The organism is Terriglobus saanensis SP1PR4 (assembly GCF_000179915.2).
GTDB classification, from domain to species: domain Bacteria; phylum Acidobacteriota; class Terriglobia; order Terriglobales; family Acidobacteriaceae; genus Terriglobus; species Terriglobus saanensis.
The window spans coordinates 2,122,165-2,145,046 of the sequence record NC_014963.1; the positions used below are offsets into that span (position 1 = coordinate 2,122,165).

Below are 22,882 nucleotides of genomic sequence, written 5' to 3' on the forward strand. Positions count from 1 at the left end.
TACGTTAACCGTCGATAAAGCCGCGCTTCACTGCGATCATGACAGCATGGGTTCTGTCGTTCGCCTGTAGCTTTGCGAGGATGCTCTTCATGTGCCCCTTGACCGTATCTTCCGAGATGAAGAGCTTGTCCGCAACGGATTTATTTGAAGAGCCCGCAGAGACCTCGCGCAGAACCTGGATTTCGCGCTCAGAGAGGGCATCCGCGCTGTAGTGGTTTGCAATCTCCGATGCTATCTGCGGGGGAATATGCCGCTGTCCCGCATACACACGCCGGATCGTATCCACTAGCTCAGTGCGCAACATTCCCTTCAAGAGATATCCCACCGCGCCAAGCTTCAAGGCGCGTGAGGCCTGGATGTCGCCCGAGTAGGTTGTTAGGATTACGATCCGCGCCTGGGGAAACTCCTTCCGAATTTCGGCCGTGGCTTCGATGCCGCTCATCCCTGGCATCTGCAAATCCATGAGTGTCACGTCGGGCTTGTGTTTTCGAAACGCTTCAATGGCCTCGTGTCCATTGGTCGCCTCTGCCACCAGTTCCATATCGTTCTGCTGTTGGAGCGCATACGCAATGCCGTCCCGTACGATGGGATGATCGTCTACGCAGAGAATTCTGATCCGTGTTGAAGACATCGCGCCGTCACTCCTATCTGTCACAAAGCGGAGACGGATATCCCATCTACGACACCGACAATATCACCGGATACAGGCTTCTCTTCTACCCGAAAGTGTGGATTTCAGATGTCTTCTTGCCGCGCACGCAGATGGGATTGCATACATAATGAAAAGCACAGCGAGGGCGGAGAGTTATGGACATACTTGTTATCGATATCGGCGGGACTCATGTGAAGTTCCGAACGCAGCGCCAGCGAAAGGCCATCAAGTTCGACTCGGGGCCGAAGATGACGCCGGAGGCGATGATGGCCCAGATGATGGAGCAGACGGAATCCTGGAAATTCGATCGCGTGACCATCGGTTACCCGGGATCTGTGGTCCACAACAAGATTTTGCTCGAACCGCACCATTTGGCGCCCGGATGGCTGAAGTTCGATTTCGAAAAGGCCTTCAGCGGCAAGCGGGTCCGCATCATTAACGATGCGGCACTCCAGGCCCTGGGAAGCTATCGGAAGGGCCGCATGCTCTATCTCGGCCTTGGAACGGGATTGGGTTCTGCCATGGTGGTGGATGGGGTGGTGCAGCCCATGGAACTGGCGCATCTGCCGCGCAAGAAGGGCAAAACTTATGAGGACTACCTTGGCGCGGTGGCCCTCAAGCACGATGGAAAAAAGAAGTGGCTGAAGAACGTCCTGGAGGTGATAAGCACTCTTCAGCAGGCATTGGAGACGGACTACGTGGTTCTGGGCGGTGGGAATGCTGCACTTCTCAATCCCGCACCACGCAATGTGCTGATCGGCTCCAACGAAAACGCGTTTAAGGGTGGATTTCTGCTCTGGCAGAAGCGCTACCAGCGCATCTAAAGTTTGTGCCACGCTGCGTGCGGCGTGGCACAAGAGATCCGAAGTTCTGGCCGTTGTTTCCTAAGGCAGCGGCGAACTTTTGTGAGCGCTCCTCGGAAAGTTCCCATTGCTCATGTCTCGCCGTCAATATCACAGTGAGTTGATAGCCGTGTGCGAGGTCTGCAACGCGCAAGGAACCTCAAGAGAAGCACACAGCCTCACAGTGAGATCACCGTTCCTCACGTTTCCGTTTCGCAGCAAGCTTGAGATCGTAAGACGGTAATTCGATCGCCACAAACTGAATAGCATCTTCCTGTGCACGTGTGAACGCTGCGAACCATTCACTGCGGCTTGCGCTTGATCGTGAGGTCGTCCATGAAAGCAAATCCTTTGCGCTTCCGTTATCTCAACTCGATGTTATCCGCATTCCTGATCTTAGGGGCAGTGCATGCGGTCGCAGAAACGGCGTTGCCGGATACTCCTTCGGTCAATCGGACCTCCGTGAGCTCTTCAGCGCAGCCGTTAGACGACAGACCGGGAACCAGTTTCTTTTCTACCTTTCGCTCCTATGATGCGGCCATCCAACTTGGTCCGCAGACCCCGCGGGAAAAGCTTGCCGTTGGAATCTCAAGCAGCTTTGGCCCATCCGGCATTCTTTTTTCCGGTGCGAAAGCGGGTCTGGGGCAGGCGAGCAACACCTACCCAGCTTTTCGTCAAGGAGCGCAGGGCTATGGTCGTTACTACTGGCATGCCTTCGCCGATCAGGCGGTGGAGAACATCACCGTTCAATCGTTGCTTCCCATCGCTCTGAAACAGGACAGCCGCTACTACGGGCTTGGCCACGGTGGGATTGCCAGGCGAACCGGCTATGCGCTTTCGCGTGTTTTGATTACGCGGACGGATGGTCAACGGCAAACATTCAACGCGTCGGAGGTCATCGGTGCAGGCGCAGCGGCGGGCATTTCGACGGCCTATTATCCCGACCAGTATCGAACTTGGACGAAGACGGGGCAGCGCTGGCTCAGCAATGTGCTGGTCGACGGCGGGTTTATGGTCGTTCGTGAATTCTGGCCCGACGTCTCACGCAAGCTGTTCCGACGTAACTAGGGGCTCAAGGGTATTCCATGAGAACAGGAGATTGGACGTCGCGTCGTCGGAGCAGGGGTGCTATGACCCTCCTGCTCTGCATCGTTGCGGCTCTCCCGCTACGCGCGCAGACATTGCCCACCCTGCCATCATCTCCAGCTTCCGAGCAGAGTGTCGATCGAACTCAGGCTGCCAGTGAAGCGGAGAGCAAGTCTTCTACGAGATTGCCAGCTATCGTTCCGGCAAACCGAAAATCCATTGGTCTTGTCCTGGAAGGTGGTGGTGCGTTGGGGCTTGCACATATCGGCGTGCTTCTATGGTTTGAACAAAATCATATTCCGGTCGACCGCCTCACCGGGACAAGCATGGGAGCACTCCTGGGCGGACTCTACGCTTCTGGGCAAACGGCGCAGGATCTGCAGAAACTAGCCACGGACAACCTCTTCGGAGATATCTTCACTCTGCAAACGCCCTATGACCAGATAGGCTATCGCCGCAGGCAGGACCGCCGCGATCTGCCTCAGGCTCTCACCCTTGGCCTGCGCCATGGCGTCAGTGTCAGAAACGCGGTCTTGTCCGATTCGCCGCTCAATGATTTTTTGCGCTCTCGGTTTGCTTCGAACAATTCACTGGAGAATGACTTCGATCACCTCCCGATTCCGTTCCGATGCGTCGCAACGGATCTCAATACGCTTGAGCCATTGGTCTTCCGAGGAGGGCCTATGCCAGAGGCCATTCGCGCATCCATCTCCATTCCGGGAATCTTCTCACCTGTGAGCTATCGCGGTCATTACCTTGTGGATGGTGCGGTCACCGACAATCTCCCCACATCCGTCGCGCGAGACGTGCTCAACGCGGATGTAGTGATCGCCGTTCATCTGAAAAGTGCCGGTCTTGCCGAATCGGATGTGGGTTCGATTCTGGGTGTGTTTGCCCGTGCCTTTGAGGCAGGTACCGCTAAAACGGAACGTGCCGGTATCAGCCGAGCGGATCTTCTGATCACCGCAGCCACCGAGACCTTCAGCACGACGGACTACGGCAAGGCGAAGGAGTTGATCGCCGTCGGCTACGCTGCGGCCGAAAGTCAAGGTGATCGCTTGCTCGTATACCGTCTCTCCGAAGAAGATTGGACATCACACCTGCAAGACCGTCGCTCACGGATTGCACCTCCACCGGGCAAACTATTGCAGGTCAGTGTGCAAGGCGGTTCGGACGCTGCGCAGAAGGGTATCGCGCGCAGCCTGGAACCGCTCAAGGAAAAGCCCATCGACGCCGCAGCGATCACAAAGTCCCTCCGCCAGGTGGAGGGCGCGGGAAATCGCGAAGCATCTTTCGAAACATTTCAAACCACCCCAATACCACCTCTGAGTGGAACGCAGGCACAGGCTCCTGATACAGGCGTGATCGTCCACCTCGGAGATGTGCGGAACGGCCCACCGTTCCTTCTTGTCGGTGCGGACCTTACGGCCGTTACCTCGAATGTCACCCGCAACAACATTGATCTGCGACTCGTCGATCAGGACTTCGGTGGCTATGGATCTGAGCTTCGGGCAGATGCTCGTTTCGGATTTCTAACACAGGGAGCACTCGAATATTACAAGCCCATATGGTCAACGGGATTCTTCGTGCAGCCGCATCTTGGGATCATTCGACAGCCCGTCTACCTTTGGCAAAATCAGCAGAGAGTCTCCGAACGTTTCGAGCAGAATGCAGGCGGAGGACTCGACCTGGGAAAGAATTTCAGTCGACAGATGCAGATCACGGCACAGTGGAAGATCGAGGCCACGCGCTGGCGGCTTGTGACAGGCGAGGATGACACGCAAAACCTGTCGGGGGCAGCGCAGACGGGGATGCTTCACTTCTCCTATGACACTGCTGTGACCGGCGCAGTCTCACCGCATGGTCTGCGCCTGGATGTTTCCGCAGGAGCACTGTTCCACACCGCGATGAGTGAGAACGCTCCCTTGGCGCAAGCGAGCGTTTCCAGAACATTTCTTTTTCAACAAAAGAATATCTTTGGCTTTCGTGCCCAGGGCGACACTTATTTTCGTCGAAACGTTGCTGCACCCTTCCGCTTCACACTCGGAGGCCCGTTGCGACTTTCCGCTTCTTCCGTCGATGAATATCGCGGTACCGACGACTTCTTCGTTCGTGGGGGATATCTTCGCAAGATCGCTTCGCTACCCTCTGGTCTTGGCCAGGGCGTATATCTGGCGGGAGCCTATGAAGCTGGGGAGATGTGGTCCCCGGAGCATCGCGCATTCTTACGTCAGGACGTCCTCGGCGCCGTGGTCGCATCTACGCCGTTCGGTGTCATCACAGTTGCGGGTTCGGCAGGAGATGCCGGCCGGCGCAAAATCTTCTTTACACTAGGGCGACTATTCTGAAGCAAGGTCCGGTCCGAGCGGCAAAAAGTAGCGTCCTATCGGATACTGGTTGAGAGCAACATCAAGAAACTATCAGAAGGGCAGAGCACACCATGGAAACAGATCGTCAGCCAATCCCAAAGACCACGCCCGATGCCACTGCGGTATGGGCAGAACTCGCCGTTCACGCTGAGGCCATCAAGAAGACTCACTTGCGCGAGCTTTTTGCGAACGATGCTACGCGTGGGGAGAAGATGGCGCTTGAGGCGGAAGGCCTGTATCTCGATTACTCCAAGAATCGGATTACCGATGAAACTCTCCAGCTCCTTTTCAAACTCGCGGAATCATCGGGACTGAAGGAAAGAATCGATGCCATGTTCCGTGGGGAGAAGATCAATGTCACAGAGCAGCGTGCCGTGCTCCATGTAGCGTTGAGGGCTCCAATCGATTCGTCCATCTTCGTCGATGGAGCAGATGTTGTTCCAGGCGTGCATGCCGTCCTGACTTCAATGGCTGCGTTTTGCGACAAAGTCCGCAGCGGTGCGTGGAAGGGCCACACCGGCAAGCCGATCCGCCACATAGTGAACATCGGGATCGGCGGCTCCGACCTCGGTCCCGTCATGGCGTATGAAGCACTCCGGCACTACAGCACGCGCGATCTCACTTTTACGTTTGTCTCAAACGTGGACGGCACGGACTTTGCTGAAGCTGTGCACAGCCTGCCTCCGGAAGAGACACTGTTCATCATCTCTTCCAAGACCTTCACAACCCTTGAGACGATGACCAATGCAGGCAGTGCGCGAGCCTGGTCCGTCGCGGGCATGGCAGGAGATGAAACATCCGTCGCAAAGCACTTTGTCGCCGTCTCGACGAACGCCGAGGAAGTGACCAAGTTTGGCATCGACACGGCCAACATGTTCGGATTCTGGGACTGGGTTGGAGGTCGTTACTCCATGGATTCGGCGATCGGGCTTTCCACGATGCTGGCGATTGGACCCGAAAAGTTCCGCGAGTTACTCGGCGGATTTCACGCGATGGACGAGCACTTCCGCTCGGCTCCGTTTGAAGCCAATCTACCGGTCTTGATGGGGCTTCTTTCAGTCTGGTATACCAACTTCCTCGACGCGGAGACTGCGGCCATTCTTCCGTACGAACAATATCTCAAGCGCTTTCCCGCCTATCTGCAACAGTTGACGATGGAGAGCAACGGCAAGCACGTCACGTTGGATGGAGAGACCGTCTCGTACAAGACCGGTGCCATCTACTGGGGCGAGCCCGGAACCAACGGACAACACTCCTTCTACCAGTTGATCCATCAGGGCACGCATCTAATCCCATGTGACTTTATCGCATTCGCCAAGCCGCTCAACCCCCTCGGGCGGCATCACGATATTCTTCTGGCGAATGTGATCGCGCAGGCAGAAGCTCTTGCTTTCGGGAAGACTGCGGCGGAAGTGGAAGCAGAGGGAACCACCTCCCGCCTGGTTCCCCACAAGGTCTTCGAAGGAAATCGTCCGTCCAACACCATTGTGGGTGAGCAGTTGACTCCCGCAACGCTGGGTAAGCTCGTGGCCCTCTATGAACATTCTGTGTTCACGCAGGGCGCTATCTGGAAGATCGATTCGTTCGACCAATGGGGAGTTGAGTTGGGCAAAGTCCTCGCCCAGCGGATTATCCCGGAACTCGAAGGTGTTACCGAACCGGCTTTGAAGCATGATAGTTCCACCAATGCGCTGATCCGTCGTTTCCGCAAGGCGAAGTAACGCCAGGGCCCACTCGTTGCTGGATGCTGCAGCGAGTGGGTCGATCTGGATTTTGAAAACGATTAAGACGCCCGCGACAACGGCGAACAAGGGGATTGCAATGACAAATACGCACTCGGACGCCCTCGTATTCTTTGGCGCCACGGGAGATCTGGCCTATAAAAAGATCTTTCCTTCCCTCCAGGCAATGATCCGGCGAGGACATCTGGATGTGCCCGTGATCGGTGTCGCCAAAGCCGGATGGAATCTCGACCAGTTCCGGGCTCGGGCAAAAGACAGCGTCGAGAAGCACGGTGGTCTGGATGCAGATGCCTTCGCAAAGCTCTTAAGCCTGCTCCGCTATGTGGATGGCGACTACCAAGCCCCGGAGACCTTTCAGGCGATACGGAAAGAGCTTGGGGATGCGAAGCAGCCGGCACACTACCTGGCCATCCCGCCTGTTCTCTTTGAGACGGTGGTGAAGCAACTGGCTCAATCGAACTGCGGAACGGGCGCGCGTGTCATCGTCGAAAAACCCTTCGGTCACGATCTCGCATCGGCTCAAGCGCTGAACAAGGTCTTGCTCAGTGCGTTCGAGGAAAAAGATATTTTCCGCATCGATCATTACCTCGGAAAACGTCCCGTAAACAACCTGCTGGCATTCCGCTTCGCGAACTCCTTTGTTGAGTCCTTTTGGAATCGCAATTACATCGAAAGCGTGCAGATCACTATGGCCGAGGATTTTGGGATTCAGGGCCGCGGCAGCTTTTACGACCTGACAGGAACGATCCGCGACGTGGTTCAGAACCACCTATTTCAGGTGCTGTCGAACCTGGCGATGGAGCCTCCCGTTCGGTTGGACAGCGATAGCATCCGCAATGAGAAGGTCAAAGTATTGCAGGCTATTGCTCCCATCTCCTCGCAGGATTTGGTTCGTGGCCAGTTCCGTGGATACCTTGAAGAACAGGGTGTTGCGAAGGGCTCGCAAACCGAAACCTTCGCTGCGCTCCGGCTTGAAATCAACTCATGGCGCTGGAAGGGGGTTCCGTTTTATATCCGAGCGGGCAAGTGCCTGCCCGTAACCTCCACTGAAGTTGTCGTCAGATTTAATAAACCACCGTCGGTCATTGCCGATGGCTCTTCGATTGAAAACCACCTTCGCTTCCGGCTCAGTCCCGAAGTCACCATTGCGATGGGAATGATGTCGTTGGCACCAGGCGCCGAGGGTCTTGTCTTGCAACCGGCCGAGATGATCGCCAGCCGTTCGCCACATGCCGATGAAATGGACGCATACGAACGCGTGCTTGGAGCCGCCATGGCTGGAGACAGTTCGTTCTTCGCTCGTCAGGACTACGTGGAAGAGGCGTGGCGCATTGTGGAACCCGTCCTGAAGGAAGGCACCCCGGTGCACACCTATGAATGCGGAACCTGGGGTCCCAGTGAAGTGAACCAAGTCACTCCACCGGGAGGCTGGAGCGATCCGGCAGCCCGTGAAAAACTGGTTTAAAACCGAGTCCATCGCTTATGGGACAGCTGCTGTCTCCGTGTTGGCTGCGCGCTTTTGCGCCAAGGGGCGAATCGCGGTGAGGAACTCTTCGGCCGTGTAGGATCTGTTCGCCTCCAGCATAGGCGGGGCGGGGGCGAGCGGATAGATGATGTCCGTTCCCCCCGGGTCGGACTTGAGCCAGATCGCCATGAGGCCGATCGCGGAGAAGCGCAGAGCCCTTGCCTCGTACGATCCTTTACTCACGGAGGGGAGGGTCGCAACCTGCGTGAAGCCTTTGGAAGTGGCTTCTACGAAGGGCCCGTAGTTCAAGTTAGCAAGCAGCGATGCCTTTCCTGAGGCGTCGGTGTGTACTTCGGCTGCTGCCACCGAAGCGCCGGTGGCGGCTACGTAATAGCGGAACCCAGTGGCATGGGCGGTTTCCAATCCTCCTCCTTTTGCGATCTCGTCAGCGTGGAGGTCGTAGATAGCGTGCGGCGGCGTAACGGTCAGTGCGCTGAAATTTAAGGCGCGAAGGGCCGGAGGCTTGTTCTCCCGGACAGCGAGACGGTCCAGGCCAGCGCGGACCGTCTCGGAGCCGTTCTGAGGTTCGGTTGCGAATCGAATTGCCATGATGTCCTCCCTGAAAGTCTAGTGGGTTAGATAGCTGTTTCCCCAGTTGGCCCCGCCGTTGTAGGAGTGGGGGAAGGTTCCAAAGTCCTGCGTCGAGTGTCCGTAGATGGGGTCCTGGAGATCGATCGTAGGATAGTCTGGGCTGGTGACGTCATATCCGTCGATCGCCGGGTTATGACCACCACCGCCGTACCAGTAGACGGCGATGGAGATGGGATGGGACGCGTTGATCTCCCGCATCACTGCAGCAAGTGACAGGGACCCTCCAGTCGTCGTGTTGAGATGTCCTGTGATGGTGAGCGCCTTATCCGGATACCAGGGTTGGTTGCAGGACGTGCTGCTGCCGTTGGTGCAGCATGTGGTTTGGTTATAGGCCTTGTTGACGAGGGTGCACTGCGTCCACGTCGATGCCGCGTTGTAGTACTTGGTGATACTGCAAGTCGTCGCGGACCAGCACCACTCGGACTCCACCTGATGCTGCTCGACGAGAGCGAGCGTCCGGGAGTCACCGACAGCGGCCAGATTGAAGACGCCGCCGAGCGGCTCCCAACCTGTCGCCGATGGCCCCCACGCGCTGCCGTTCCAATACTTGTGATACATCTGGTTGTCGGTGCCAAGGCCAAAGATATCCAAGCGATTGGCAGCCCACGCAGTGACTGCGGGGGCGCTGTTGAAGACACCACCGAGTGCTTCCCAGCCGGTTATGGAAGGATGCCATGCGGTTCCGTCCCAGGCCTTGTGGAACATTTGGTTGTCGGTGCCGAGGCCGAAGAGGTCGAGACGGTTATGCGCCCAGGCGACTACGGCAGGAGGACTGTCGAAGACCCCACCGAATGCCGTCCACCCCGTTACGGAAGGCGACCAGGCATTGACGTTCCATGCCTTGTGGTACATCTGGTTGTCTGTGCCCAGACCGAAGAGGTCGATGCGATTGGGTCCCCAGCAGACGGCGGCAGGAGGACTATCGAAGACGCCGCCCAGCGCCTCCCAACCGGTGACCGACGGACCCCATGAGCTTCCGTTCCAGTACTTGTGATACATCTGATTGTCCGTACCGAGGCCGAAGAGGTCGAGACGGTTGGGACCCCAGGACACTACGGCAGGGGGAGTGTTGAAGATGCCGCCAAGCGCCTCCCAGCCTGTGACCGAAGGCCCCCAAGCAGTACCATTCCAATACTTGTGGTACATCTGGTTGTCCGTGCCGAGTCCAAAGAGATCGATGCGGTTGGCACCCCAGCAGACCGCTACAGGCCGGCTATTGAAGACGCCACCGAACGGCGTCCATCCTGTCGGCGAAGGCGACCAGGCGTTGACGTTCCAGGCCTTGTGGTACATCTGATTATCGGTACCGAGGCCGAAAAGATCGAGACGATTCGGCCCCCAACTAACGGCCTCTGGAGCACTGTTGAAGATGCCGCCGAGTGCCTCCCAGCCGGTAGGCGACGGACCCCAGGCGCTGCCGTTCCAATACTTGTGAAACATCTCGTTATTGGTGCCAAGGCCAAAAATATCGAGGCGATTGGCACTCCAGGATACCGCTGAGATTGCGATGGGCTTCATGTTTCTCTCCTCTGCGCGCCGCGCGTAACTCAGTTGCCGCTGGCGTCTTCTAGCTCTGAATCGGGGCCGTTGTTCGGGGAAGGACCGTCTATCTGGGCCGGTTTGCGCAACCGCGGGCGAGGCGGTTCACGAACGCAGCAACAATACACCCGCATCTTGCGATTTTGTTGCTGAAAGCTGAATTTCCAAGAGGACAATAGGCGACGGTGCTCCAGACGCAGTCCTTTCCCGGCATGCACCGTGTTCTTCCTGAGGACACTGGTATTCGACTATGGTTAGGACAACCGTCCGCCTCTGTCCGTTCGGGTGGCAGGGGATGAAAATTAGAAATGAGTCAATTCCTGACAGAAGGCACCCGAGACCTAACCAGGGGAGTGCTCCTGGCACTCGGGGGCGGATATCTGGATGGTTATACCTATCTCGATCACGGTCGGGTCTTCGCCAACTCGATGACGGGGAACGTCGTCCTGCTCGGCATCAACTGCCTCGAGCCATCCTGGAGGCAAGGGCTACGCCACCTTCCGCCGATTGTCATGTTCATGCTTGGCATATCCGCCGCACGCATCTTGATGGTGCCGCGAATTTCAGCCGTCGTTCGGAAGCCCGCCTTGCTCGTACTGACAATTGAGATGGCAACGCTCGCTGTTCTTAGCTTTCTCCGAAACACAACGCCAGATATCTGGTTCACCATGAGCATTGCTTTCGTGGCGTCCATGCAGGTTGAAATCTTCAACAAAATTCACGGCAACACCTACAACTCAACCTTCACGACCGGGAATTTGCGAACCCTGAGCGAGGGAGTTACCGATTGGCTCTTTCGTGGGGAAAGAAAAGACGCAGGACTTCGCATCATCGACTTTTCGCTGATCTGTGTCACTTTTGCTTTCGGAGCTATTCTTGCCGGTCTGCTGGCAAAACGGATGGGAAACCGTGCGCTCTGGGTAGAGATCTTGCTTTTAACTTGCGTCGTCATTCTGACTGAAATTTCCCCACACAGCGCAGGAAGCGTGCAGAGAAGTCGAAACAGGGTCGAGGAGAAGATGTGATTCATCGGTGAGCCGGACTTTGATTGCAAGCGGATAGCTGGAAAGTGCATGGGAATCTTCTGTAGACAAATGCCCGGAAACGACGACGCTTTACGCTTGTGTTCTTCAGTCGCGGTAAGGTAGCAATCCCTTGGTAAGACACTTTCCCGTAGTAAGACAAAAGCCGCTCAAGCATCGTTGTCATTCAAATCAAGAAGATTTAGGCAAACAAAATCCCGCTTTTTAAGCGGGATTTACCGTTTTCATTTGAAATTTTAAGATTCTGGCGGAGAGGGAGGGATTCGAACCCCCGGTACCCGCGAAGGTACGTCTGATTTCGAGTCAGGTGCATTCAACCGGGCTCTGCCACCTCTCCGTCTCACCAGTCTATCGTGAATGAGCCTTAGCGAAAAGCGTGCGTCACATGGTGCCGTTAGTCTTGAAGAGTGGCGGAACTCGTTCAACCCGTGATTGAACCCAGCGTCTCCTTACTGGATGAGTCGATGCGTGCAAGGATTGTGGCGCGGTCTCTTGAAGCAGGCTTTCATGCCGCTGCGATTGCTCCCGCCCCTGAATCTGGCTCAGAGGGAGAGCGACTGCTGCGCGAGCGGTTTCTCGCGTTCATCGCCCAGGGGCGCGGCGCGGAGATGCATTACCTCCAGCGTGCGGACGAGCAGGGGAACATGCTGCGAACATCGATTCATACGGCCTTTCCATGGGCTCGATCGGTGGTCTTATGCGCCTTCAACTACAACGCCGCGGCTTCACGCTCGATCGATCCGGCAGGGAAATCAGAAGGATGGATTGCCCGCTACGCGTGGAGCGGGGACGGAGAAAAGGCTACGGACTATCACAACGTTTTATTGGCCAAGCTGCGGGCTGTGGAGCAGACGATACAGGATGCCGCGCCCGGTGTGCAGACGAGAAGTTATGTCGACACAGGGCCCTTGGTAGAGCGACATTTTGCGCAACTCGCCGGGCTAGGATGGATCGGAAAAAATACCTGTGTGATGTCTCAGGAACTGGGGTCGTGGCTTCTGCTTGGAGTAATTGTGACTTCACTGGAGGTGCAGTCCGGGGCAGTGCTGGGGCCAGCGGCGGATCGTTGCGGAAGCTGTACGCGCTGTATCGATGCTTGTCCTACGGACGCCCTGATTGCCCCGCGACAGATGGATGCCGGGCGTTGCATCGCCTATCTCACGATTGAAAAGAAGGGAAGCATTCCAGAGGAGATGCGTGCGCCCATGGGACGGCAGATCTTCGGCTGCGATATCTGCCAGGACGTCTGTCCGTGGAATAGAAAATCTCCCGTGGGCGGCGATGAAGGAATGCATGCCCGGGATGAATTGATCAATCCTTCTCTTCATTGGATTGCGGAGATGGGAAATGCCGAGTTCCGGGCGCATTTCCGCGGTTCGCCCCTGGAGCGGACGGGACGGAAACGTCTTCACCGCAACACGGCCATCGCGATGGGAAATAGTGGAGACGTCACTTTTCTTCCAAAGTTGAAGGAATGGGCTGCGGGGGATGACGTTGTATTGGCAGAAACGGCAACCTGGGCAATCGCCGAGATTCAGCGAAAGTCCAGCGAGGGGTTGCTCTGCTAGCATCGACACACGTCTCGTACTCGTTTCGCAGCAAGTCTCAACCTTAAGATCAATACCAGCGTCAGCACGGGATGAACGCGTATCCGCGGTAACTACCTTATGCCCTCGATCTTGCCACCTCCCGACGATTCGAAAGATGTACCGCGTGTCGATCCTGTTCCGGATTCCACAGCGCCCACAGTTGCTGCTATTGTGGCCGCCAAGGCTTCTGTAGCAGAGGCACCGGGAGAGCGCGAGCCGTTTCCTGTTCCACTGGAAGGTGGTTCAGGTGGGCAGCTTCTAGCGTTGCTGCATTATCTGGGGCAGACGGACGTCCATACCTATGCGTTTTCGGTAGCAGCGAATGTGATCCTGTCCTTGTTTCCCTTTATTGTGCTGCTGCTGACGCTTTCGCGAAGGGTCTTTCACTCTGCGGCGATGGAAGGCGTAGCCGGGGAGATGATGCACTACTTCCTGCCGACCGGACAGGATTTCGTCATGCGAAATATGCAGCTGCTGGCCCATCCGCAGAAGGGTGTGCAGATCTTTTCGGTCTTTATGCTTCTCTTTAGCTCGACCGGCGTGTTTCTTCCGCTGGAGGTTGCGTTGAATAACGTGTGGCACGTAAAAAAGAACCGCAACTACCTGCAGAACCAGATCGTTTCGCTCGGTCTGGCGTTCGCCGTCGGAGCTTTGGCGATGGCTTCCATCGCGTTTACGGCGGGCCAGCAGACGCTTCTGGCGTATCTCTTTTTCGGCCATACGCAGAACGCGACTTACCGTGTGGTCTCGCAGAACTTCATGCATCTGCTTGCAGTTTTGGCTGGAATTTTGCTGTTCTTCCTGATCTATTGGATTCTGCCGAATCGCAAGGTCCCTGCGATGGCGGTCTTACCGACAGCCATCGTGATTGGGCTGCTCTGGGAGGCATGCAAGGAGCTTTATATCCACGTGCTCCCGTGGCTTGATTTTCAACGAGTCTATGGTCCCTTTTATATTTCCGTAGGCTTGATGATGTGGGCATTCTTGTCGGGGCTTCTTTTGTTGGCAGGAGCGCATTTTTCCGCGACACGACATGGTTTGAAGATGGCTAAAGAACAAGAGACAAAGGCCTGATGGGTTTGAGGAACCAAGGAAGCGGTCCGATAACCAGCGCGACGGCGTGGAGTCCGCGTGTCCAGGCTGTGGGCTGGATGACGGCCGGATTTCTTACCTGCCTGGCTTTGGGCCAGGTGCCCGGGGTGGGCGGCGGGTGGGTGAGCTGGCTGGAGTGGTTGCTGCTCATTGCCATCGTGGTTGTGGGAACACCGGTACTGTACCGCCACGCTCGGGGAGAGATGCTTTGGCGTCTCAGAAACAAGCTCACTCTGACGTATCTGCTGATCGGTCTTTCTCCAGTGGTGCTCTTTTGCGCCTTATTCGGTCTGGCAGCGTATGTCGCTGCCGGGCAGTTTGCGATTCACCTCGTTACGGCGCGGATGGAAGGGAAACTCGACCGCGTTGCGATGGAGAATACTTCCACTGCTGCCCACATCGCGAACCTGATCACCGGAAACAAGGCGCCACCCACCGAAGGCGAAATCCCCGCAACAACACCAGAGGAAGAGGCGTCTGCGCTCCCAGTTCAGACCGCAGTGTTTCTAGATGGGCATGCCGTGGGAATGCACGGCGCGATGGGGCACGACCGAACACCGCTCTGGTTGCCACAGTGGTTTTTGCAGGGCAAGAAAGACGAGGCGCACGCGCTGGTTCTAGATGGCGAACACCTTTCGCTGGCAGCCATCGACCGTCGACGGCTGCTCGGAGGCCGAACGCTTATCGTGATTGGGAGCGTGCCCGTAGATTGCGAGCTGATGGGTTCGGTTGCAGAGGAGCTTGGATCGGCCAGCGTCGTCCCTGGCCTCTCCAATCGTGAGGCCGACGATAGCGACAACGCACCCGGAGACAAGATCGTCAGACGAGCCGAAGTAAAAGGCTCCATCATTGCGGGCGGAGAAATGCCTCCGAAAGTGAATATAGGAGACCTGACCGTCCGCTTTTTCTCCACCGTACCTACAATGCAGTGGGACGATGGAACACCGACCGTCGTCCCGCTGAACGTGCAATCACGACCTTCGGTGCTCTACCGGCAGCTCTTTGGAGCCGCGCTGACTGGCCGCAGCACCAGCCTTCTTCGCTTTGTCTTTCTTGCCGTCTGCGTCTTCTTCGCGTTTTTGGAGATCTTCGCGCTTTGGATGGCTCGGCGACTCAGCCGAACGGTCACGGAGTCCGTCGAAGCTCTCTACGATGCTACAGTGCGGATCGACCAGGGGGATTTCCAGCACCGGATTGACGTGCAGCGCACGGACCAGGTCGCGGACCTGTGCAGCTCGTTCAATCGGATGTCCGCGTCGTTGGGTCGCCTGCTGGACGAGCAGAAAGAGAAAGAACGTCTGCAAAGCGAGCTTTCCATTGCGCAGGAAGTACAGGCCAATCTCTTTCCCGTGGCAGAACTATGGGTGCCGGGACTGGATCTCTATGGAGTCTGCCGGCCTGCGCGCTCCGTTTCGGGTGACTACTACGACTTCCTGGTTTTTCATAGAGATACGGAGCATACGAATGTTCCAACGGGCGTCGGAATTGCTCTGGGCGATATCAGTGGAAAGGGAATCTCCGCCGCCCTGCTGATGGCGAATCTGCACTCCGCCGTGCGCGCGTACCGCTTTGCGACGGAGGAGCTGGTCTACAGCAGCAGCACGCTATCCGGTCTCAACGCACCCCGAGGTGAAGAGGCCATCACCGATGGCGGTGAGGTCTTTGAATCTCCGGGGCGGATCCTGGCGTTGCTGAATCGACATCTCTATCGCAGTACGCAGCCGGAAAAATACGCGACCCTCTTTCTCGCGCACTACAATGTGGAGACCTCCAAATTGACCTGCTCCAATGCGGGCCACCTGCCGCCCATCGTGCTCTGCGCGGATGGCAGTGTTCGCCGCTTGACCAAGGGCGGAACAGTCGTGGGCCTGATGGACGGTATGCACTACGACGAGGAGACCGTCACGCTGAGCCCCGGTGATCTCCTCATTGCCTTCTCCGACGGCGTGACTGAGCCGGAGAACGATTTTGGCGAGTTTGGAGAAGAGCGCCTGATCGAAGTCGTGCAACAGATGCGCGACCAACCGCTCGCTGCCATCGCAGCGCAGGTGCTGGACGCACTGGACGCCTGGATCGGTGCCGATGAGCAGCCCGACGACATCACCCTTGTTCTGGCGCGGGCGTAACTATTTCTGTTTGAACGCCTTCACGGCAATCGCGTTCGGCTGATTTCCAGTAGGAAGCATCGTGAAGAGGCCCGGGTTGCCGTCACGATCCTGCGTGCGAAGGACTGCTGCGTCTCCCGTACCTGTATTGGCCGCCAGAAGAAGATGTTCGTCGGCAGAGAAGGCGAGGGCGTCCGGAGCTGGACCGGTATGGACGCTGCCGGTGCGCTTTCCATCGTCGATGGAGTAAAGACTGACTGAATCCGCGCCGAAGTTGGAGACCCACAGTGTGGTGTTGTCCGCGCTCACGACTCCAAAGACCGGCTTGGGACCGATCATGTAAGTTCCACCGACTTCGTTCGTAGTCGTAGAGATCTCCGTAATGGAGTCGGAGTCGAAGTTAGAGACGAAAATTTCGCCGCCATCGGGTTTAAGAGCGATGTTGATAGGCGTTTTGCCTACATCCAGCCGCGCAAGGAGCCGATCAGTGAGCGTACCTGCATCCTGCTTCGCAGCCCACGAGCCCGGGGCCGAAGCCAGACCGATGGACAGAACCTGATGGCCTCCAGAGCAGGCGGCAAAGAGCTTGGAGGAGTCAGGCAGAATCACGGCATCGGTCACGCCGGGGCAGCCGTTGAAGCTGGCGCGGAGATGCGGGGCTTTGATCGGCTCCTCATCCTTGTGGTCGGGACGCGCCGCTTCTGCGGACTTTGGATCGAGATCGTAAAGGGAAACACTTCCGCTACTGCGGTTCGTGACGGCGAGGGTACGCATATCAGGCGCAACGCGAGCCAGGCCAGGTTGTTCCCCTGTGCCGACGACGGCGATCTCGCGACGTTTGGCCAGGTCGATGACGCTGACGTTATTCGCTCCCGAGTTGGCAACATAGCCGAAGCGGCCATTGGTATCCACGGCAATAGAGAAAGGCTTGGAATGCACGCCAATCGTGGAGACGATTTCGTTCTTCTCAGCATTGAGGACGGAGACCGTGCCATCGCCCGTGTTGACGATGTAGACCTCGTTGGTTTGCGGGTTGACCGAAATGCCGGTTGGCTGGTGACCCACCCGAAGAATTCGATCCTGCCGAAGATACACAAGATCGAGCACGCTGACGGTATTGCTGGCTCCGTTGGAGACATAGGCGAACTCGCGATAGCCGGAAGGAACGTCAGGAAAGCTGCGGTGCTTGCAACCGGTAAGGACAACTGTGGCCGCGAGGAGGATGGGACCGCATTTCATTTTTAACGGCCTTTCGTCGTTCGCGACCAGCGATAGGCGAGCCAACCGACGTACGCAATCTGCGCGACGATGATGGCCGCGTAGGTGATGTGCAGGAACTGTGTTCCCATGGTGCCGTAGTTGCTGTCCATGCTAGGCCTCCATCGCTTCCAGAGCCGCGCTCTCGCGGATCTTCTGTTCCCGTCGAATGATGGCGTACCGGGCCCAAACAAGAGAGGTGCCCCACATAATCCAGGCGAGCGCGTTCCATGCAAAAGCGCGCTTCATATCCGGGTCGAGATAGCCATCCCCGGTGAGTACAGGAGCAGGGTGCTGTGTGCGCCACCAGCTAATCGATTTGTAGACAATCGGAACGTCAATGCCAGCAAAGACGCTGAGGACTGCGGCAAGCGTGTACGCCTGTACTCCGCTGGTATACCGGCGAACGAGGAGATAGCTCACATAAAGCAGCCAAAGAAGGAGATACGTCGTGGTTCTTGCATCCCACGCCCACCAGATCCCCCATGCCGGACGGCCCCAGAGGATGCCGCTCATGAGGCCGAGACTTACGAAGAGGACTGTGACTTCCGCGGATGCAAGTGCAAGCGCATCCGCGATCATCGCCTTGTGCATGTCCTTGCCGCGATAGAGCAGGTAAGCAATCGAGGCGAACATGTTCACATACGGGCTGATCTCGGCAAAGATATTGATGGGAACGTGCCAGTAGAAGATGCGTTGGATGGGGCCCATTGTGGCCTCGGTGGGAGCGACATACATCCCTTGCCAGAAGCCGTAAGCCAGGAGCGCGACGGCGACTGCGGACCATATCCAGAAAAACCTTTTCATCGTGCTTCCAGTTTACCTCTCTGAGGGCGAATCGAAGTTGGGGGCTACTCTGCATCCAGAACCGCGCCGAAGAGCAGGAGGCATGCGGTCGTAAAAGAGACGTCGAAGCCGGCAAGGAGCTTCAGCCAAAGATCGGGTTCGAACTCACCTGTGACAACGCCGGTGGTGGCCTGCACCATCGCCAGCAGGGCGGGGATGGTGATTGGAAAGAGAACAAGGGGAAGCAGCATCTGTCGATTACGTGTGCGAAGGCTTAGTGCAGCAAAGAAAGTCCCATTCACCACGAGCGCCCACGTCCCGAGCGGCAGAATCGCAGCGAGCCACCAGACCTGCCCCAAGACATGAAGGTTGAAGAAGAGGACGAAGACGGGCGCGAGGATGAGTTCCACCAGCGTGACGAAGACGAAGTTAGCGAGGGCCTTGCCGAGAAAGAGAGCGCTGGGTGGGGCTGGCGCCATCCGGTGAGCATCGAGGACGTGATTGCGTCGCTCGCGGTCCCAGCTTCCATTGAGCGCGGTAATCGACGCAAAAAGCAGCCCGACCCAGAGAAGGCCGCCCGCAATCTCGCGCGCGAGCGTGGGGTTGCCGGTGGGGTCGAAGGCCATGGAGAAGACCACAGCAACAAGCAAGGTAAAAAAGAGGATACCAACGACAGCGTCGCGGCTGCGCCACTCCAGGCGAAGATCTTTTAAAAGATGATGCAGCATGGTGCGGAGATATCTCATCCGTGCACGGCCTTGGTCAGGTCGGCGACCGTCGCAGAGGTGGCTCGCAGATAATCGGCGGGAGCAAGGACGATCTGCAAACCCCGCATTCCAGCGGAGAGACTAACCTCTTCGAAGAGCTCGATGGTCTCATCGGCGAAAGCGCGAAACGGCTTCTTTGCACCGATGACCGTAACTCCACCACGCACGTAACCTGTGAGTGGTTCCACCTCTGCCAGAGGCGCGAGATCGGCCTTCTTGGCTCCGGCTGCGCCCGCCAATTTTTTCAGGTCCACCTCATCGCCGCCAGGAACCACCGCGAAGACGTGTTCTCCATCCTGCAGACGGCAGACAAGGGTTTTGAATACCTGTTCCAGCGGCATACCGATCTTGGCGGCAACGTTGGGCGCGGAGAGATCGTTGAGGTCTACCTCATATTCAATGGTTCGATAAGAAATCTTCAGGCCGTCCAGTATGCGCGCGGCGTTGGTTTTCATGCGGCATCCACCACTACGGCCCCGCGGTGGATACGTGTGACGGTGTCCGCTACCGGCAGAACGAGGTCAGCCTGGTGGGTTGTGAGAAGGATGGTGCGGGTTCCAAGAGGGCTGGGCCAGGTCTTGAAGTCGAGCAGAAGATCGAGCATCTGACGCGCACCTTCAACGTCCATGTTGCTGAAAGGCTCGTCGAGGAGAAGTAGGACAGGGTCGGCCATGAGCGCACGAGCCACGGAGGCGCGCTGGCGCATGCCCTGCGAAAGGTTGCCGACGGGACGTGTGAGGTGTGGATCCAGACCAACGGAGCGCAGCGCCATCTCTGGAGAGATAGAACATCCGCAGGAGTTCGGTTCTGCATAGAGCGTCGCAAAGTAGCTGAGGTTTTCCATCGCCGTCATCTCGTCATAGAGCATCGGGGCGTGGCTCATATAAGCGACGCCTTTGGCTGCGCCTGGGCTCTGGTTCAATACTCGGACAGTGCCAGCGTTGGGAGTAGAAAGCCCCGCGATGATGCGCAGCAGGGTGCTTTTACCCGCTCCGTTTTCACCGAGGATGAGGTGCAGGCCGCCGGTAGCGAAGTTGCAGGTGGCGTGGCGCAGAGCAGCGAAGGTGTCGTAGAGCTTGGAGACCCGTACTGCTTCGACGGCGAACTGTGTTTCTGCGTCCAATAATAGCCTCCATGCGAGTATAAGTGCATCCCCTGTGCGGTCTTACATGAGGTCTGAAATCCTATGCGAGCTTTTTACGCGTTTGTCCCGTTGATTGTCGTTTCTACGTATCTCTCCGCGCAGATCTTGAGGCCTGCTCCCGAGGATCAGACGCTTGCGCGGGAGGTTTTTCGGCAGCTGGAGAATGCGCTGCCCCAGACGGCGGAGGCCAATGTAAACTGCCGAATCCTGCCTGGACATTCCGCGCGTGAGGTACGCGAGGAACTGGTAAAGATCGTCGGAGATCCCGGGGTCAATGTCGAGTTCGGATATATGAAGGGGAAGACGCCTTCGCATGACCCAGACGACAAGGCCCTGCCTCCACCTCCGCTTGATCCGGTCGTCTTCGGCGCATTGCACCGGACGACGGAGCAGTTCTGGAAGGGGATTGAGATTTTGCCCCGGATGGGAACCGGGTGCGACGGACTCTATCTACACCATGATCTACACCATGGCTGCGGGCATTCCCAGCTACGGCATCTCAGGCTTTCAGATTGACGAGGGACGCGCGCACGGGCGGGATGAGCGCCTGGCCGTAGACTCGTTCGATACGGGAGCGGAGTTCATGTATCGCTTCATGGTGGAACTGACGAAGAAGTAAGTTAGCGAGTCGGAGTAACGATTACAGCCGCAGTGGTTGCCGGCTTGTCTGCCTGCTTCTTTGGGTCGACCGGAGCGTACTTGCTCGCGCACTTCGCCTGTAGCTGGTTCGCATGAAAGACACCGTCGCGGCCGAGATGGCCCATGGCGAGGGCCTGGGCATCGTCCTTGAATGTGTCGGGTGGCGGTTCTGAGCCCATGTAATTTACGGGAAGCTCTTTGCCCTGCTCCAGAAGGATGAAGTCGGCGCGCGGACCGAAGCGGTGAATCGAGCCCGGTTTGACGTTGCCCGCGACGCGCAGGCTGCGAGAGTAGGCCTTGTCGCCCATCCCGTGCATCTCCGCAATGGTGCAGTAGTAGCTTTTGCCCGCATTCGCGCCGGTTATGGCGAGGTACGTGACCGTTCCTACTATGATGACGGCTGCAATCACGAACCGGATGATCTGGCGTTGATTCTTCATGTCTTTTCCAGTCTACAGCGAAGGTGGGTCAAAGGACGAGGGGCTTTAGCGGCGTATACTTGGCGATGAATCTTCACGAAGGACGAGGCCCAACGAATGAGTGAACACAGCAACGGCAACGGTCATTCCACGAACGGTAGCGGACAGTACGCCGTGCCCACGCCGCGCTCGGAGTGGATCGTCAAGCGCAAGGAAGAGGCTGCCCGCACTGGCGATACGAACATGAGCCAGATGCACTTTGCACGCAAGGGCTTGATTACCGAAGAGATGGCCTTCGTGGCCCATAAAGAAAAGCTGACTGGCGGGTTTATCCGCGACGAGATCGCGATTGGCCGAATGATTATTCCTGCGAACATCAATCACCCGGAGTTGGAGCCTATGGCGATCGGTGTGGGATCGCTCTGCAAGATCAATGCGAACATCGGTAACTCCGCCATCACGTCCAATGTGGACGAAGAGCTTCGCAAGTTGCATACGGCTGTACATTTCGGCGCGGATACGGTCATGGACCTTTCCACGGGTGGCGATATTCCTGCGATCCGTCAACAGATTCTGCGTCACTCGCCGGTTCCGATCGGCACCGTGCCTTTGTACGAGGCGTTGTCCCGCGTGAAGCGCGTCGAAGACCTCAATATCGATCTTTACCTCGAAGTCATTGAAGAGCAGGCGCAGCAGGGTGTGGATTACTTCACGATCCACGCTGGCGTGCTCATTCAGTACGTTCCGATGGTCTCGAAGCGCATCACGGGCATTGTCTCCCGCGGCGGAGCCATCCTGGCCCAGTGGATGACTTCGAATCACAAGCAGAACTTTCTCTACGAAAACTTCGACCGCATCACCAAGCTGATGGCGAAGTACGACGTCAGCTACTCGCTGGGCGATGGCCTGCGTCCCGGCTGCCTTGCAGACGCCTCTGACGAAGCGCAGTTTGCCGAGTTGAAGACGCTGGGCGAACTGACGCGTCAGGCCTGGAAGGACGATGTGCAGGTCATGATCGAAGGGCCTGGACACATTCCGATGGACCAGATCAAGCTGCAGGTGGATAAAGAAGTGGAACTCTGCGATGGCGCACCGTTCTATGTTCTTGGACCTCTGGTCACGGACATCGCTCCTGGTTATGACCACATCACCTCTGCGATCGGTGCTGCCATGATCGGTTGGCACGGCGCTGCCATGCTCTGCTACGTCACACCGAAGGAGCATCTCGGTCTGCCGAACGAGAAGGACGTGAAGGACGGCATCATCGCCTACAAGATTGCCGCCCACGCGGCTGATATCGCCCGTCATCGCCCCGGCGCACGCGATCGTGACGATGCGATCTCGCATGCCCGCTACACCTTCGATTGGGACAAGCAGTTTGCGTTGTCGCTCGATCCTGAAACGGCGCGCAGCATGCACGACGAGACGCTTCCGGACGACTACTACAAAGAGGCGGCGTTCTGCTCCATGTGCGGACCGAAGTTCTGCTCCATGAACTGGTCGAGCAAGGTGGATGAGTACAACGAGCAGGTCCATGGTTTGAAGAAGCAGGACCTGACGCAGATCGTGACCGAGCAGATGGCACTGAGAAACTAATCCCACGCGCTTCCGCGTTAAATGAAGAAGGGCCGCACTCTTTGTGAGTGCGGCCCTTTTCCGTCTCGGACCACTAAGCGAATTTCGTTGTCAGATCCG

Annotated in this window: 21 protein-coding genes, 1 tRNA gene and 1 pseudogene; 12 read left to right on the plus strand and 11 right to left on the minus strand. The window is 57.3% G+C overall.

Going from position 1 to position 22,882, the window contains the following annotated elements:
• Positions 1-4 precede the first annotated feature (4 nt).
• A complete protein-coding gene (locus ACIPR4_RS08670; RefSeq protein ID WP_013568284.1) occupies positions 5-631 on the minus strand; it encodes a response regulator transcription factor in 627 nt (208 codons plus the stop codon).
• A 176-nt stretch (positions 632-807) separates the two neighbouring features.
• Here ACIPR4_RS08670 and ACIPR4_RS08675 point away from each other — a divergent pair, with 176 nt between their 5' ends.
• From ACIPR4_RS08675 to zwf, 5 genes are all read left to right on the plus strand, one after another.
• Positions 808-1,476: an ROK family protein gene (locus tag ACIPR4_RS08675; RefSeq protein WP_013568285.1), complete on the plus strand. Its 669-nt coding sequence runs from the start codon at positions 808-810 to the stop codon at positions 1,474-1,476.
• 354 nt (positions 1,477-1,830) lie between these two features.
• Positions 1,831-2,562 (plus strand): hypothetical protein, encoded by a 732-nt coding sequence (locus tag ACIPR4_RS08680; protein WP_013568286.1) that lies wholly within the window; start codon positions 1,831-1,833, stop codon positions 2,560-2,562.
• A gap of 62 nt (positions 2,563-2,624) precedes the next feature.
• The gene (locus tag ACIPR4_RS08685; RefSeq protein ID WP_013568287.1) at positions 2,625-4,928 is read left to right on the plus strand and encodes a patatin-like phospholipase family protein; all 2,304 of its coding nucleotides are present in this window, start codon (positions 2,625-2,627) and stop codon (positions 4,926-4,928) included.
• Between the two features lie 92 nt (positions 4,929-5,020).
• Entirely contained in the window at positions 5,021-6,670 is a 1,650-nt protein-coding gene (pgi, locus tag ACIPR4_RS08690) for a glucose-6-phosphate isomerase (protein ID WP_013568288.1), read from the plus strand.
• 100 nt (positions 6,671-6,770) lie between these two features.
• Complete coding sequence (gene zwf / locus ACIPR4_RS08695) at positions 6,771-8,156, plus strand: glucose-6-phosphate dehydrogenase (RefSeq protein ID WP_041586574.1); 1,386 nt, start codon at positions 6,771-6,773, stop codon at positions 8,154-8,156.
• A 15-nt stretch (positions 8,157-8,171) separates the two neighbouring features.
• On the opposite strand, the gene ACIPR4_RS08700 is transcribed toward zwf, so the two are convergent.
• Both ACIPR4_RS08700 and ACIPR4_RS21590 read right to left on the minus strand, forming a co-directional pair.
• Positions 8,172-8,765: a hypothetical protein gene (locus ACIPR4_RS08700; RefSeq protein WP_013568290.1), complete on the minus strand. Its 594-nt coding sequence runs from the start codon at positions 8,763-8,765 to the stop codon at positions 8,172-8,174.
• Between the two features lie 18 nt (positions 8,766-8,783).
• Complete coding sequence (locus ACIPR4_RS21590) at positions 8,784-10,325, minus strand: PLL family lectin (protein WP_013568291.1); 1,542 nt, start codon at positions 10,323-10,325, stop codon at positions 8,784-8,786.
• Positions 10,326-10,654: 329 nt separating this feature from the next.
• Here ACIPR4_RS21590 and ACIPR4_RS08710 point away from each other — a divergent pair, with 329 nt between their 5' ends.
• Positions 10,655-11,371 carry a YoaK family protein gene (locus ACIPR4_RS08710; RefSeq protein WP_013568292.1) on the plus strand — a complete coding sequence of 239 codons (717 nt, stop codon included), beginning with the start codon at positions 10,655-10,657 and terminating at the stop codon, positions 11,369-11,371.
• Between the two features lie 263 nt (positions 11,372-11,634).
• Here the strand turns inward: ACIPR4_RS08710 and ACIPR4_RS08715 are convergent.
• Positions 11,635-11,726: transfer RNA gene (locus ACIPR4_RS08715), tRNA-Ser, on the minus strand.
• A gap of 70 nt (positions 11,727-11,796) precedes the next feature.
• Here ACIPR4_RS08715 and queG point away from each other — a divergent pair.
• From queG to ACIPR4_RS08730, 3 genes are all read left to right on the plus strand, one after another.
• Positions 11,797-12,957 (plus strand): tRNA epoxyqueuosine(34) reductase QueG, encoded by a 1,161-nt coding sequence (gene queG, locus ACIPR4_RS08720; protein ID WP_245536495.1) that lies wholly within the window; start codon positions 11,797-11,799, stop codon positions 12,955-12,957.
• 99 nt (positions 12,958-13,056) lie between these two features.
• Positions 13,057-14,052, plus strand: a complete 996-nt coding sequence (locus ACIPR4_RS08725; RefSeq protein WP_013568294.1) for a YihY/virulence factor BrkB family protein — start codon at positions 13,057-13,059, stop codon at positions 14,050-14,052.
• Positions 14,052-16,196: a PP2C family protein-serine/threonine phosphatase gene (locus ACIPR4_RS08730; RefSeq protein ID WP_013568295.1), complete on the plus strand. Its 2,145-nt coding sequence runs from the start codon at positions 14,052-14,054 to the stop codon at positions 16,194-16,196. Before ACIPR4_RS08725 ends, ACIPR4_RS08730 begins: the two co-directional genes overlap by 1 nt.
• Here ACIPR4_RS08730 and ACIPR4_RS08735 read toward each other — a convergent pair whose 3' ends face one another.
• The 6 genes from ACIPR4_RS08735 to ACIPR4_RS08755 are packed head-to-tail and all read right to left on the minus strand — an operon-like array spanning position 16,197 to position 20,108.
• Positions 16,197-17,414 carry a YncE family protein gene (locus tag ACIPR4_RS08735; RefSeq protein WP_013568296.1) on the minus strand — a complete coding sequence of 406 codons (1,218 nt, stop codon included), beginning with the start codon at positions 17,412-17,414 and terminating at the stop codon, positions 16,197-16,199.
• A 2-nt stretch (positions 17,415-17,416) separates the two neighbouring features.
• The gene (locus ACIPR4_RS23295) at positions 17,417-17,545 is read right to left on the minus strand and encodes a hypothetical protein (protein ID WP_013568297.1); all 129 of its coding nucleotides are present in this window, start codon (positions 17,543-17,545) and stop codon (positions 17,417-17,419) included.
• Between the two features lies 1 nt (position 17,546).
• Positions 17,547-18,239, minus strand: a complete 693-nt coding sequence (gene ccsA / locus ACIPR4_RS08740; protein ID WP_013568298.1) for a cytochrome c biogenesis protein CcsA — start codon at positions 18,237-18,239, stop codon at positions 17,547-17,549.
• 44 nt (positions 18,240-18,283) lie between these two features.
• Positions 18,284-18,964 carry a heme exporter protein CcmB gene (locus ACIPR4_RS08745; protein ID WP_013568299.1) on the minus strand — a complete coding sequence of 227 codons (681 nt, stop codon included), beginning with the start codon at positions 18,962-18,964 and terminating at the stop codon, positions 18,284-18,286.
• Positions 18,961-19,440: a Cys-tRNA(Pro) deacylase gene (ybaK, locus tag ACIPR4_RS08750; RefSeq protein WP_013568300.1), complete on the minus strand. Its 480-nt coding sequence runs from the start codon at positions 19,438-19,440 to the stop codon at positions 18,961-18,963. Before ybaK ends, ACIPR4_RS08745 begins: the two co-directional genes overlap by 4 nt.
• Complete coding sequence (locus ACIPR4_RS08755; protein WP_013568301.1) at positions 19,437-20,108, minus strand: ABC transporter ATP-binding protein; 672 nt, start codon at positions 20,106-20,108, stop codon at positions 19,437-19,439. Before ACIPR4_RS08755 ends, ybaK begins: the two co-directional genes overlap by 4 nt.
• 63 nt (positions 20,109-20,171) lie before the next feature.
• Between ACIPR4_RS08755 and ACIPR4_RS23490 the strand changes: the two are divergent.
• Both ACIPR4_RS23490 and ACIPR4_RS22705 read left to right on the plus strand, forming a co-directional pair.
• A pseudogene (locus ACIPR4_RS23490) lies at positions 20,172-20,390 on the plus strand (peptidase dimerization domain-containing protein); the annotation flags it as partial.
• A 145-nt stretch (positions 20,391-20,535) separates the two neighbouring features.
• Positions 20,536-20,748, plus strand: coding sequence for a hypothetical protein (locus ACIPR4_RS22705; RefSeq protein WP_041586007.1), 213 nt, complete (start codon positions 20,536-20,538; stop codon positions 20,746-20,748).
• Between the two features lies 1 nt (position 20,749).
• On the opposite strand, the gene ACIPR4_RS08770 is transcribed toward ACIPR4_RS22705, so the two are convergent.
• Positions 20,750-21,208 (minus strand): cytochrome c maturation protein CcmE, encoded by a 459-nt coding sequence (locus tag ACIPR4_RS08770; protein WP_013568302.1) that lies wholly within the window; start codon positions 21,206-21,208, stop codon positions 20,750-20,752.
• A gap of 96 nt (positions 21,209-21,304) precedes the next feature.
• Between ACIPR4_RS08770 and thiC the strand changes: the two genes are divergently transcribed.
• On the plus strand, positions 21,305-22,783 hold the full coding sequence (gene thiC / locus ACIPR4_RS08775; protein ID WP_013568303.1) for a phosphomethylpyrimidine synthase ThiC: 1,479 nt from the start codon (positions 21,305-21,307) through the stop codon (positions 22,781-22,783).
• Positions 22,784-22,882: the final 99 nt, after the last annotated feature.

Bases quoted from the DNA above. Each gene is read 5' to 3' on its own strand.
- ACIPR4_RS08725 (WP_013568294.1), top strand. From the start codon at position 13,057: ATGCCCTCGATCTTGCCACCTCCCGACGATTCGAAAGATGTACCGCGT.
- zwf (WP_041586574.1), top strand. From the start codon at position 6,771: ATGACAAATACGCACTCGGACGCCCTCGTATTCTTTGGCGCCACGGGA.
- ACIPR4_RS08700 (WP_013568290.1), bottom strand. From the start codon at position 8,765: ATGGCAATTCGATTCGCAACCGAACCTCAGAACGGCTCCGAGACGGTC.
- ACIPR4_RS23295 (WP_013568297.1), bottom strand. From the start codon at position 17,545: ATGGACAGCAACTACGGCACCATGGGAACACAGTTCCTGCACATCACC.
- thiC (WP_013568303.1), top strand. From the start codon at position 21,305: ATGAGTGAACACAGCAACGGCAACGGTCATTCCACGAACGGTAGCGGA.
- ACIPR4_RS08670 (WP_013568284.1), bottom strand. From the start codon at position 631: ATGTCTTCAACACGGATCAGAATTCTCTGCGTAGACGATCATCCCATC.
- ccsA (WP_013568298.1), bottom strand. From the start codon at position 18,239: ATGAAAAGGTTTTTCTGGATATGGTCCGCAGTCGCCGTCGCGCTCCTG.
- ACIPR4_RS08680 (WP_013568286.1), top strand. From the start codon at position 1,831: ATGAAAGCAAATCCTTTGCGCTTCCGTTATCTCAACTCGATGTTATCC.
- ACIPR4_RS08710 (WP_013568292.1), top strand. From the start codon at position 10,655: ATGAGTCAATTCCTGACAGAAGGCACCCGAGACCTAACCAGGGGAGTG.
- ACIPR4_RS08675 (WP_013568285.1), top strand. From the start codon at position 808: ATGGACATACTTGTTATCGATATCGGCGGGACTCATGTGAAGTTCCGA.
- ACIPR4_RS08685 (WP_013568287.1), top strand. From the start codon at position 2,625: ATGACCCTCCTGCTCTGCATCGTTGCGGCTCTCCCGCTACGCGCGCAG.
- ybaK (WP_013568300.1), bottom strand. From the start codon at position 19,440: ATGAAAACCAACGCCGCGCGCATACTGGACGGCCTGAAGATTTCTTAT.
- ACIPR4_RS08745 (WP_013568299.1), bottom strand. From the start codon at position 18,964: ATGAGATATCTCCGCACCATGCTGCATCATCTTTTAAAAGATCTTCGC.
- ACIPR4_RS08735 (WP_013568296.1), bottom strand. From the start codon at position 17,414: ATGAAATGCGGTCCCATCCTCCTCGCGGCCACAGTTGTCCTTACCGGT.
- ACIPR4_RS21590 (WP_013568291.1), bottom strand. From the start codon at position 10,325: ATGAAGCCCATCGCAATCTCAGCGGTATCCTGGAGTGCCAATCGCCTC.
- ACIPR4_RS08730 (WP_013568295.1), top strand. From the start codon at position 14,052: ATGGGTTTGAGGAACCAAGGAAGCGGTCCGATAACCAGCGCGACGGCG.
- ACIPR4_RS08770 (WP_013568302.1), bottom strand. From the start codon at position 21,208: ATGAAGAATCAACGCCAGATCATCCGGTTCGTGATTGCAGCCGTCATC.
- pgi (WP_013568288.1), top strand. From the start codon at position 5,021: ATGGAAACAGATCGTCAGCCAATCCCAAAGACCACGCCCGATGCCACT.